This window comes from Bacillus sp. FSL W8-1127, from assembly GCF_038006725.1.
Taxonomy (GTDB): domain Bacteria; phylum Bacillota; class Bacilli; order Bacillales; family DSM-4216; genus Bacillus_O; species Bacillus_O smithii.
In genome coordinates, this window is sequence record NZ_JBBOVU010000004.1 from 1 (window position 1) to 11,915 (window position 11,915).

At 34.2% G+C, this 11,915-nt stretch carries 13 protein-coding genes and 1 pseudogene; 7 read left to right on the forward strand and 7 right to left on the reverse strand.

The window, feature by feature from the left end:
- Nucleotides 1–859: 859 nt before the first annotated feature.
- From NST12_RS16910 to NST12_RS16920, 3 genes are all read left to right on the forward strand, one after another.
- Nucleotides 860–2,104, forward strand: a complete 1,245-nt coding sequence (locus tag NST12_RS16910; RefSeq protein WP_341102612.1) for a phage portal protein — start codon at nt 860–862, stop codon at nt 2,102–2,104.
- Nucleotides 2,073–3,560: a phage major capsid protein gene (locus NST12_RS16915; RefSeq protein ID WP_341102618.1), complete on the forward strand. Its 1,488-nt coding sequence runs from the start codon at nt 2,073–2,075 to the stop codon at nt 3,558–3,560. Before NST12_RS16910 ends, NST12_RS16915 begins: the two co-directional genes overlap by 32 nt.
- An 85-nt stretch (nt 3,561–3,645) precedes the next feature.
- Entirely contained in the window at nt 3,646–3,891 is a 246-nt protein-coding gene (locus tag NST12_RS16920; RefSeq protein ID WP_341102619.1) for a hypothetical protein, read from the forward strand.
- 544 nt (nt 3,892–4,435) lie between these two features.
- On the opposite strand, the gene NST12_RS16925 is transcribed toward NST12_RS16920, so the two are convergent.
- Entirely contained in the window at nt 4,436–4,984 is a 549-nt protein-coding gene (locus NST12_RS16925; protein WP_341102621.1) for a MerR family transcriptional regulator, read from the reverse strand.
- A 499-nt stretch (nt 4,985–5,483) separates the two neighbouring features.
- Between NST12_RS16925 and NST12_RS16930 the strand changes: the two genes are divergently transcribed.
- Complete coding sequence (locus NST12_RS16930) at nt 5,484–6,059, forward strand: hypothetical protein (protein WP_341102623.1); 576 nt, start codon at nt 5,484–5,486, stop codon at nt 6,057–6,059.
- Nucleotides 6,060–6,107: 48 nt separating this feature from the next.
- Here NST12_RS16930 and NST12_RS16935 read toward each other — a convergent pair whose 3' ends face one another.
- The 5 genes from NST12_RS16935 to NST12_RS16955 form a co-directional block, all read right to left on the reverse strand.
- Entirely contained in the window at nt 6,108–6,242 is a 135-nt protein-coding gene (locus tag NST12_RS16935; protein WP_341102624.1) for a hypothetical protein, read from the reverse strand.
- Between the two features lie 21 nt (nt 6,243–6,263).
- Nucleotides 6,264–6,521 carry a hypothetical protein gene (locus NST12_RS16940; protein ID WP_341102626.1) on the reverse strand — a complete coding sequence of 86 codons (258 nt, stop codon included), beginning with the start codon at nt 6,519–6,521 and terminating at the stop codon, nt 6,264–6,266.
- A gap of 29 nt (nt 6,522–6,550) precedes the next feature.
- A complete protein-coding gene (locus NST12_RS16945; RefSeq protein WP_341102629.1) occupies nt 6,551–7,462 on the reverse strand; it encodes a hypothetical protein in 912 nt (303 codons plus the stop codon).
- A 512-nt stretch (nt 7,463–7,974) separates the two neighbouring features.
- Nucleotides 7,975–8,136: a hypothetical protein gene (locus NST12_RS16950; protein ID WP_341102631.1), complete on the reverse strand. Its 162-nt coding sequence runs from the start codon at nt 8,134–8,136 to the stop codon at nt 7,975–7,977.
- A 126-nt stretch (nt 8,137–8,262) separates the two neighbouring features.
- The gene (locus tag NST12_RS16955) at nt 8,263–8,886 is read right to left on the reverse strand and encodes a recombinase family protein (protein ID WP_341102635.1); all 624 of its coding nucleotides are present in this window, start codon (nt 8,884–8,886) and stop codon (nt 8,263–8,265) included.
- A 663-nt stretch (nt 8,887–9,549) separates the two neighbouring features.
- Between NST12_RS16955 and NST12_RS16960 the strand changes: the two genes are divergently transcribed.
- Entirely contained in the window at nt 9,550–9,780 is a 231-nt protein-coding gene (locus tag NST12_RS16960; protein ID WP_341102638.1) for a hypothetical protein, read from the forward strand.
- A gap of 35 nt (nt 9,781–9,815) precedes the next feature.
- Here the strand turns inward: NST12_RS16960 and NST12_RS16965 are convergent, their stop codons facing one another.
- The gene (locus NST12_RS16965) at nt 9,816–10,310 is read right to left on the reverse strand and encodes a hypothetical protein (protein ID WP_341102641.1); all 495 of its coding nucleotides are present in this window, start codon (nt 10,308–10,310) and stop codon (nt 9,816–9,818) included.
- A gap of 695 nt (nt 10,311–11,005) precedes the next feature.
- Here NST12_RS16965 and NST12_RS16970 point away from each other — a divergent pair.
- A complete protein-coding gene (locus NST12_RS16970; protein ID WP_341102644.1) occupies nt 11,006–11,215 on the forward strand; it encodes a hypothetical protein in 210 nt (69 codons plus the stop codon).
- A gap of 101 nt (nt 11,216–11,316) precedes the next feature.
- A pseudogene (locus NST12_RS16975) lies at nt 11,317–11,915 on the forward strand (hypothetical protein); the annotation flags it as partial.

Consider the following 11,915-nt stretch of genomic DNA (forward strand, 5'->3'; position numbering starts at 1 on the left):
AAACGAAAAAATTAAAGCCATTGAAGAATATAAGCAAACTGCCAAAGATTTTTCCTATTATGAGTGTATAAAAAATTTTGGAGGCATTCCAAAAAAAGCTTTGTCTAAAGTTCCAACAGAAAAAGCGCAGGAGATCTTTGAGGATTATTTTGATGATAGTAGATTAACAGCTTAAAGAAAAACATGAAAAAAGGCGGAAAATGCTGCCTTTACTAATTGATTTGTAAAAAATTCCTAAATTATGAACATTTTGTGAACATTTTTGAAAAAGTGTCTAAAAATTAGGTAGAAACGCACGTATTATAGTGGAGGGGCAAAAAATTTTTAAAAAAAATTCCTCCAAAAGTGAATAAAAATTGCGATTTGTGTACTGTATATAGTGAGGGATCAATTTTTTTAAAAAAATCTTTGAAAAAGTGTTTGAAAATGCCGAGTTGTCTACATTAATAGTGAGGGTGCTTTTTAGGGGTTGCTTTTATTTTTTTGTCTAGCAAATTTAAAATTTAAAAATTTTCTAATTTTTTATTGAGAATCGATTTAAGCCGCCTTTTGTTGGCGGTTTTTATATTTTCTTTTTCAGCAGCAGGAGCTTTTAGCTTCATTTCCAACCTCCTTCGATCTCCTTTGAGTGCTTTCTTGTTTCATCATTAAAATCATCCTTTCATGTTTTCGTTTTTCCTCAATAGCTCACCTCCTTACTAATTTCTCCACCCCCTTTTCGGGGCTCGAATTTCAACGCCTCCTGCTGAACGGTCTATATTCGTTATCCTTTCTTTATCGAGGGAGCCTTCTTGGCTCTCTCTTTTTTTGAACTTCTTTTTTAAATTTAGAGACTCCACAACAAATGGGAGTGAATTAAATGGGATTATTTAACTTTGGTTCACGCTTTGGAAGTGACTCAGGAAAAGATTATTTTTCCTCTGTTTTCATTAGTCCTAGTCGTTCTTATTCCGTTTCGGAAGAACAAGCCTTGTCCATTCCGGCTGTCAAAAGTTGTGTGGAATTGATTACTTCCTCCATTGCTCAATTGCCAATTTATTTATATGAAGAAACTCCAAACGGTGAAGTTAACAAGATCAATGATTCAAGAATTTCGCTGCTTAATGATAAATCTAATCAGTTTGAAACTGGCTACAAGATTAAAAAATTAATCGTTAAAGATCTTCTCCTCTATGGCAAAGCTTATCTCTACAAAGCCAGTCAAAATGAACTCCACTATTTACCTGCCAACAAAATCCGCCAAGAAAAATACATGTACGAAGATGGTATCAGAGTTGGAAAAATTGATTTTGTATATTCCTCTCCTGTTAAAACTGTGACGCTTTCATCCGATCAATTAATCATTTTTGAAGTTGGTAACGAAGGAATTCTAGTTGATGGCTCTGATGTATTAGAACAAGCCTTGAACGAGTTGGAATATTCAAAGAACATTCTCAAAAACGGCGCTTTGCCAATTGGCATATTGAAAGCATCTTCCCGATTGACACAAACAGCTATTGATCGGTTACGTGCATCATGGGAGAACTTATATAGTGGTACCAGCAAAGCTGGAAAAACAATCATTTTGGAAGAAGGCTTGGAATATGAGCCTATTTCCATGAATCCCAACGATCTTCAATTAAATGAAACCTCAAAAAACACTCTTTCTTCTATTTGTCGCTTATTCAACATCCCCGAAGCTATGGTGAACAGTTCAGCCAACAAATATTCCTCATTGGAAATGCAAAACATCCAATTTTTGCAATACACCATTGCCCCCATTATCAACGTTATCGAATCATCTCTTAATGATGAACTATTGAATGACTTCGAGAAAAGATCCGGCTTCTATTTCCGTTTCGATACTTCCGAGATTCTCCGAACAACAGAAAAAGAGAAAGTCGATGTTGTTACCAAATTGGTCGATGGTGGCTTAATCTCGCTCAACGAAGCACGCGCCAAATTAGATCTACCAAAAGTTGATGAAGATTACTTTAAATTGTCGCTTGGAAGTGCTTTGAAAGATCCGAAAACTGGATCATTAACAATCATCAACTTAGGCCAACAACTCAACAAGGGAGATGATCAACTAAATGAAAATGGAGATCCGCAACAGCAAGATTGAGTTTCGTGTCGATAGCCAAGACGGACAAGCCATGACCGTTTCTGGTTACGTCAATAAAACTGGTGAATGGTCCGAAGTTCTCGGCAATACAACCAAATTTGTTGAACGAATCGCGCCAGGTGCATTCGCTAAAGCGCTTCAGAATGCAACTAACGACATTGATTTTTTGGCCGAACACAATGACCAATTAATTTTGGCATCTACAAGAAACAACTCTTTAACGCTCAAAGAGGACAACACAGGTCTTTACATGGAAGCCACAATCGCTCCAACTTCTTGGGGAAAAGATTACTATCAGCTTATTTCTGATGGGATTTTACGAAACATGTCATTTGGATTTGTTGCTCTTAAAGACTCTTGGGATGTCAGAGACGATGGAGTTTATGAAAGAACAATTGAAGAACTTGAATTAATTGAAGTCAGTGTAGTGAAGAATCCTGCTTATTCGCAATCAACAATTGCAGCAAGGGGAATTGACGTCGTTGAAGATGTCAAGATTCCTTCTGAGCTTTTGAAAAAAGAAAAAAGTGAAACAAGAGGTGTTGAAAACATGATTAAAATTACTGAAAACGCTGATGTGAAAGAATTTGAAAAAATTCTTCGTGGTGAATCTCGCTCCTTAAATACAACCGCAGACGGTGGAGTGCTCATTCCAGAAAACGTTGCAAATGAAATTGTCTTGAAAATGGAAAATATTTCACCTGTTTTCGCTCAAGCTCGCAAATTCACTTCCATCACTGGAAATCTTAAAGTAGCACGAGAAAATGACTCTATTGTTGCAGGCTTTGTTGGTGAAGGAAATGACGTAATCGAAGGGCAATTAGGCTTGGAATTTGTGGAATTGCAACAAAAACGTGTGGGCGCAGCGATTACAATTACGAATCAATTGATCAATGATTCTGCTGTAAGTATTACGGATTACGTTCAAAATCTTTTGGCTCGTCGTGTTGCTAAAGCTGTTGAGAAAGCTATTTTAACAGGAAATGGAAATGAAGAATTCAAGGGAATTATTAATGATGCTGATGTTGCCAGTGTCAATATCAGTGGTGCAGTAACTTTGGATGATCTGCAATCGCTGTATTTAGGAATTCATTCAGATTTTCTGAATGGCGCTTCATTTATTATGCAACGCGAATTTTTTAATCAAATTGCCAAATTAAAAGACGAAAATGGACACTATTATATCCAAAACGGAGTTGTGAATGGTGCAATCCAACACACACTCTTTGGCTTGCCTGTTTATACGACTGACGCACTTCCAGAAACTACACCAGTGGTGTTCGGTAATATTGCAGAGGCTTATGCTGTACTGGTTAAACAAGACATGGGGCTCCAAGAAATTCAAGATTCTGGATTGGCTTTAAAAGGTTCTAAGATGTTCCTTCTTGACGCTTACATGGATGGGGCGGTTGTCAATCCTCAAGCAGTTGTTAAATTGACTGTTAACGCTGGATAATCTTGTGAAATATTTCACATGTTTGGATAGGGAGTCATCAATTTGGTGGCTCTCTTTTCCTTGAAAGTTAAAGGAGTGAAGTCATGTGACAAACGAAGAAAATATACTGAACTACATTAAAGCTTTGGAATCAATTAAAGATTCATTTCATCCTAAGCGCTATAAATATCGATTAGCTGAAGCATTTGTCCTATTGTTTTCGCTAAAAACCCAATCCAAAAAGAAGATATGGAGCATGGTCAACAAAGAACTTAAACAACGTGGACTAGGCAAGGTATCTTACAGCTTTGTTTATTATTCCATTAATCCTTTTTATGAACTGAAGCTTTAAAAAGAGGTTTGGACAAAGGTGTCCTACACACACTTTGTCCAACAGTGAATGAATTAAGAAACATAATCCTTACTGAAAATCCTCATAAAAAAGATGCCGGAGATATTTTTTATTTTATTCACTTGTTTAAAAAATTCAAGAACGACAATAGCAAGGTTGGCGCATTGGTGCGAAAATCGGCAAATTCAAAGCGCAGATAGCACCATGAACGAATTGCCTTACATTTTCAGTGGTTTGTTGGGAATGATGAAAGTTTAAGAAATTGATCCCCCATGTCCGCAGGAAAAAATCCTTTTTCTGGAAACGATACGGCGCGGCCCCTCGCTCACACCGAACATCCCAAAACTCGATTTTTGTGTGAAAATATCTGGAAAATACTGGAAAAATCATTGGTAAACGACTAGAAACACGCTAAAATCGTTAAAAAATGGGCTTGAATTTTGCATTTAGATGGGCAGTTATACAGAAATTCAAAATTAAATGCGTCATAGAGCTTCATATTGCACAATTTTTTTGGTCGTCACATGTTTTGAGTGGCGACCATTTATTTTTTTTGCCCTTTTTTAGAGAATAATCGTGCAAAAAATCCTTTTGGCTGGTCTTTTTCTGTTGCCGCAGCTTCGATTCTAGCTTGCCTAATTTCCAAAGCGTGATTCAACGATTCCATGAGTTGTCGATCTCGTTTCTCCAATGACTCTTTGATGTATCGGTTTTGTTCGTCTAGCTTTTTTAATAGCATTTCATTGAATTTCTTTTGTTCTTCCAGTGCTTTTTTGATTTCCTCAACATCCTCACTGGTTGCCAATGTTGGGGTGTTTGCAACTTTCTCACTTGTTTCTCGTTGATCATCATGGTTAATCACCAAAGGAAACTCATTGGCCAAAATGTTGCGGATCTCGTTCGTGTCTTTTCCCTCATCATAAAGTTGCTTTATTCTTTTGAGGATGTTCACAGCTTCGCCTTCATATTTTTTTAATCGACTGCCACCTTTAACCACGAAGAATGATTCAAAATTAGCCAAATAGCGCCTACAAGTTGAATTCGGAATGCCTGCCTGTTCTGCCAATTCTGCAATTGTTAGATATTCACTCATTAATAATCACCATCTATCATTGAATATTTCAGATAGTCACTCATCATTATTCGTTACTTGCTTATCAATGATTATAAACCATATTATCATCGCTCATCACTTCGAAAATAGAGCCAGACAGAAAAATCCAATCGTCTTAAAGTAACTATTTTTAGTTAAATTATACATTTTATTCAATACTTGGTAGTGTTATAATGTAAAAAACAACAATTTTAGAAATAAAAGGGGATTATATGAAAGCCAATTCTAGAATAAGCATGATGTTTTCAATAATTTTGTTAGTGGTAATTATAATTTTCGGAGCAACACTCCGTTATTTTCAAGTACCTATGAATGGACTTCCTAAGTTTATTGAAAAAATTGCTGATCAAGGGAAATAAGATTTTGCAAATAGGAGTGTACCTATTTGCATTTTTTATTTTAAATAGAAAATGTTGCCAAAAATACCAATTAGTGATAGAGTAGGATACAAAAGTAATAGGATTTAGGAGGGAATATTGTGTTAAAAAAACTAAATATTTTCAACAGTTTTATTATTATTTCAGCTTTAGCATTAGTGTTTGCTGTTTTTGCTCCACTGTCTTTAAAAGTAACTTTTGCTTCAGATGATCCGAGCACGATCAACGGTGATGATTTATTAAACGTGGCCGATGTTGTTCAAAATGGCTTTGTGAAAAAAGGTTCAAATTATGTTTTGGATGTGGACTATGCCAAAGAAAAAGGATTAACAACTGATCAAATAAATAATTTAAGAGAGTATTTACATAGTGTAAAACCAAGTGAAGTAAAAGAAGCTATTAATTATTCAGATGATTTTAAAAATGAGGTAAAAGATTATGTTAAAGAACATGGTAAACTAGTTAGTCTAACATCTTTAAATAAAGCTTTTGCCGCAGGTAACGATAATGCCCTTATAAAAACTTTTAAAGCTGTTTTAGTTGGTGTAGTAGGACTTACTATAGCTACAAAAGTTGTAGAAGATGCGTATGCATATGGTTTACATACAGCTTGTCATAAATGGGGAGCAAAATATTCAGCAGTAAAATCAGCTTGCAAAGCTACTGGACATTGGTAATGTGTAGAAAGTCTCTCAATCTTTTTTGAGAGACTTTTAATTTGTTTATCATTTTTTGTCACGCTTTAAATCAACCAATTGTTTACAAAACAAAAATAAGAAAAATACAGCAATGAGCCCAACAGATAAAAAACCAATAATCACAGGCAATTCTTCTTTAAATGCCATGAAAATTTTCTCCATGTTAAAATCGCTCCTTTTGTATCAACTAAAATTTTTCTTTATATGTTCCAAACAAGCAGAAACAAATTCTTCTTTGCTCATGTCTCCTTCTTCCATAGCTTCCATGTGTTCAGGTAACTGTTTCCATTCTGTAATTTCCTGTAAAACATAGTAAGAAGTACCGGCGAAGTTTAGTTCAATTCCTAATTTAGATAATGCGGAAGCCAATTCCCAATATTCCTTGTCCTTTTTAAGAAGAAGTTGAATGATCCTTTCAAGCGCTTTACGTTCCCAGTTCATTTTTTTATCCTCCTAGATCTTTATGACTCCTATTGCTCCAACCAATTAAAGAAAACTGCTTGTGGTTGTGGTTGAAATTGTGGTTGTACTTGTTGTTTCTTTTTCGCTGCCATTTCCTTTTTACCTTTTTTCATCTGTTTTTTACGAAAGTCTTTAACATATTTTTCAATTTCAGCAAAAGTGCTATTTAAGAATCGAATAGGATTTTTAATTGGTTCAGGGAATTCCAAAAGCTGATTGATCCCTACAGCAAATTCAGAGAAGCTATAAAATTCTTTGTTGGCTTCAATCCAATTGATTACTGTTTGTAAGTTGATTCCTTTTTTCTCGAATTCTTCTAATCGTTCTTCTATGTAATCTTTCAGTTCTTCTTCAATTTCAGCCCCCATAAGTAAGTCTCTCTCTCTAATCTTATTAGTATTATTAATCTTAGTATTATTTAATTTAGTATTATTTGGTGACCATTTTGGCGATCCTTGCTTATCCATTTTGGTTACTCTTGGTTGACCATTTTGGGTAAGCTGATAACCATGCGGTTTTTCGGCACTTTTTTCGTCAGAAACGTTGATTTCATCAGGTTGACCATTTTGGTTATCCTTGCTTGACCACAAACCTAATACTTCAAAAATTTTGTCTGTTATACGGTAATGGATTTTAGCTGGCAATCCTTTTAACTCTTTTTCGATAAGTCCCATTTTTACCAATTCATTTACTTTTCTTCTAACAGTGTTTTTTGGAATAGTTGTATTTTCTACAAGATTGTCATCCGTACAGAAAAACCATTCGCCATCTGTTAGTTCTCCACGATTTGCCCAATATTTATACAAGCTCACAAGTTCGCTGTATACGACTGCTTCCGTCAATCCGATAGCTTTTGCTAAACGTTTATTTACAACAATAGATCCGTCTGAACGAAGCAAATCAATAATGACATCTTTCATTGTTTTTATCTCCCTTTCCTTAGACAAAAACAAAAAGGCGCACTTTACCCCTTCACCAACCACAGCACATGTTAGAAAAAGGGTAAAATGCACCTTACAAGTCTAAAAAATTATGAATAACGGTTGAAAATTTTTATGTAATCCATTTATAATAAACTTATCGATAAGGTGATTTACCCTGTTTTCTGTGGTAGGCAACAGGGCAGGTTGTTCGGGGTGGTAGCCGAACAGCCTTTTTATTTTGTCGTTTTTTATTTTTTATTTACTCTGATCAATATTTTAACTCCAAAAACACCAAAATTCTAGTCATTTTCCCAATCTTCAGCAATATTGATAAAATTTATAAAACAATCATTTTATAACCTGTTTGCTCACTCATAGAATAGCGAAATTTGCACGATTTTGGCGTTCTGAGCATGTTCAAACAGATTCCTAAATAAAGACTACTAGGATGGCTTAAAAGCCAAAATAAGGCCAAATAAACACGAAAAAAGATAGTCATTAGGCGACTATCATTTCATTCTCTTTAAAATCTCCGATGGACTGACCGCAAATTGGTTAGCTGCTTTATTAACTGCTTCTTGTTTGGTTGCGCCTTTCTTGATTAGCGACAAAACGAAAATGATTACTTCAAGCCAGAATTTTGGGTCTTTCAGAATCTTTGCAAGTGACAATTTCCTCACCTTTTTAGTTATTTTTTCCTTAATTGTATAACTTTTCTGCTGATTTTTTCAATTTCAAACAAAAAAGACAGCCACTTGCGTGACTATCTTTTTCACCTTCCTTCACTCGATCTTATTTTATATATTGGAATATTCCTTCATGATTTTATAAAAAGTATTTTTCTTTAAGCCCAACATCTTCATGAATTCCACGCCTGTGATCTCTTTATTTTTCCATTTAGGGAAATTGTTCTCTAATACTTGGCGCTGTTCTTTGGAAAGTGATTCTAAATTGATCTTTGGCCTACCTAATTGTTTCCCTTTTGCTTTTGCCAATGCGATTCCTTCAGCTTGTCTTTGTCTGATCTTCTTTCGTTCTTGTTCTGCCACATAAGCAAGCAAAGAAAGGAACTGATCTTCCATTAGTTCTCCTATGTCGCCCATTGATTTGAATTTACGACTATCGAACAATGATTCATTTTCCAAGACTACAATGTCGGCGTTTAATTCCCTCGTTATATGTTTCCATTCTTGAATAATCCCATTATAATCACGCCCAAGACGATCCAAAGCGTCTACATAAACGAGATCACCTTCACGAATGATCCTTTTCATAGTTTGATATTGTGGCCTGTCAAAATCTTTACCACTTTGCCGATCAACGAAAATGAAACGTTCTTCAATACCTAAATCAATCATTTTTTGAAGTTGGCGATCAATGTTTTGATCTTGAGAAGAAACACGAACATAACCAATTTTCATTTCATTTAATCCCTCAATTTCCTTACTATTGGTTTGTAACCAATATAAAGAAATTTGTTTATAAAATCAATGATAATTAATAAACGTTTGTAAAAATGTTATTGATATTTAATAAACGTTGAAATGATAGTTTTTGAGAAAGGTCTAAAAGGTGTACTTTTACAAACATAAAAATCTGTTGCTACTCTACTTGTCTTTGGTGACACGTATAATAAAGGGCTAATTCTAAGATTTAGACCTTCGGAATTTGAAATATATAAATACTTGCTGTGCTGCAATCATTAATAGCAAAACAATAATGATCCACACATACATATCTAGATGGAGTAGAAACTCTCCTGTTTTTCGAAAAAAATGTGGAAACATTGCATTTAATATATTTACACTTACACCAATAACTGAAACAATTAAAGCGAGTATTTGAATGGGCATAGAAATGCCTCCTTTCTTTTTTATTTTTAGAATTATAGATGATTGACTTTTAAAAAATTACGAGTGTGGGTTTTACCTTGTCTTAATCTAAATAAAGTGAAAAATAACAAAGTTCACCTCCAAAATGCTTTCTAGTAATATAGTAGTTCGTCTGAAAATTTCGCATAAGTTTCATGAGAGAACGGAATCCACACTCTCTGGCGTTATGTATTATTAGAAAGGAGCCCAATAATGGACAAAAAGTGGACCGCAGATGAATTGTTCGAAGCTGTTAAGAACATGGAGAATGGAGAAAGATGGAGATTTTTAGAAATGATGTATGATGAATTTTATGATACGAGCCATCTCGCTCCGGGAGCCAAAAGAGATGATGATCTAAAATTAACATCAGCATTTCTGAAGCATAAAATCATGCAAATTGAGAAGGATGTTGAAGAATTAAAGAGAGAAAGAAAAAAATGATCGAGTCTATTTTCTCGATCATTTGCCTTCGGTCATTAACTCAAGGCATTTTTTAAAATCTCATTTACTATCTCGGACACTTTTCTTTTTTCCATAATAGCCTTAATTTTTAGTTGATCGTGAAGATCTTCCTCAATCTCGTAGGTAACCTTTTTGGTCGGTTTGTTTTCAAACTGGTTGGATTTTTTATTTATTTGTTTATTTTCTGTCTTTTCAGATTGTTTTAAAATTGTATTGCTTTCCACTGTCGCCGAAACCTCCATTTGAGCCTTTTTAATATCGTTTTTTACTTTTCGTTCAACAAAATCATAAATTGATTGGTCTAAAATGTTTGGGTTATCGCAGTGCCACCCTCTTTTCCCACTAATCGAATAGCACCCTGCTGCCTTCAAGGCTTGTCTTGCTGCTTTTTCTCCGATTGTAAGACGTTCCTTTGCAATATCGCTTAATCTTTCCGTTTGCGTTAGCTCTAAGATCTCCCCGATCTTCATGCTCCCCATCCCTTCATGATTTTTAAATAAAAAATTCAATAAATGAGTTTTTCTTTTCAGATTTGTATTAATTATAAACATAATTTTGAATTTTTAGTAATATCCTTAGCATAGGATGGCCTCCAAAAACCATCCTACGAGCCATCCTAGACTATTGATTTTAAAAATAAAATTTGCTATTTAAAAAATAGTTTTCACTGTTTTGGTTGTAAATCCTTGTTATCTTCTCGATTGTGTCGAGAATTTGTTGAATTTTGTTCATCATCCCCAAAGTGCCCAGATTGACCAACATCCTCCCTCCTCTTGGAGAATGGCCAATCTGGGCAAATTTTATGATTTTTAAGCCGAATTTAAGCCCAGATTCACGCCAGAAACGTTCCAAAATGATTCCTAGTGTTTTTTCTATTAGTCTTTTCTTTTGATAGCCTTAAAATCGAATCTGGTGCAAATTTAAAGACGTTTTAAAACAGTTGAGAGCGAAAAATCCGTTCTTTTTTTATGGATAAAAACAAAAATAATTTTTGAATATTCGTTCTATTTTTTGTGGGACAAAATTAGAAATGGATTACCCATTCAGCCCGTAATTAAATGCAAAATTTCGCGTCTCTCTGCATTCCAATTTATGTAAGTTTGAATGAGAACAGATCATGCTGACAATTTTTCTTTTTAAATTTACATTTGCCACTTCTTAGATATAAAAATAACGAATTTTGTTCAAGGGAGTGGCATTCAAAATGAGAATGAAAAAAATCTTCAAAAGATCATTGGCCATTGAATTGCTTAAAAGAGGAAATCAACTTGTAAGCATTGGATCCAATAAATTTCATAAGGACAAGCAAGTTTACATCTTTAAAGATACTTTGAAACTTCGTGAAGATCTCCACTCTATTCAATTGATGGATTTTGAGAGAAACAAAAGAATCAAAAATTTGTCACGCTCTTAAAAAAATGTCATCTGAAAGTTACCACAGTATATGTATATATATTAATAATGGTAATTTGGTTATGACATTTTTTTCGATTCATAAGAAAGGAATGTCTCAAAATGTTGGAGTTGCGAACCTATTCAGAAGAAGAATTGGCTAAAATTTTGGGTGTCAAAAAGAATACTTTAAGAAGGACACATCCAAAACATCTAAAAAACTATAAGTATGAAAGATTTAAAGTGAAAAAAGGTGCATTTGCTTATCGAATTTTTGATTATAAAGAAGAACAAAAATCAGAGTTCATAAAATTATGTGAAAAAGTGGCCGCATGCTCTGTGCAATTTCCTAATGAAAAAACAGCTGAAAAGTTGTTAAAAGTCCTGTTTGAAGAAGATTGCACTATTCTTAACAATGAAGAGATTGGCTTTAAAGTTGGTCTTGAAAGGCATACGGTGGGGAAGTACATTGATCTTTTTCGAGAATATAAAATTCTTCCCCCAAAAAAAGAAAAAATTCCTCATCGGTCAGTCAATAGTGAAACAGGTGAAATTTACGCTGAAGAATATGATCCGAATGACTATACTTTTTATTTAGTTTATGACGACTTTAAGGAAGAAATTGAAGCAGAAGAATTCGAGGAGATAGTTGAATTTAGAAATAGTAAATACAATGAGTACCTAAGTTTTTTTATTGAAGGCATTGACATAATAGATGACAA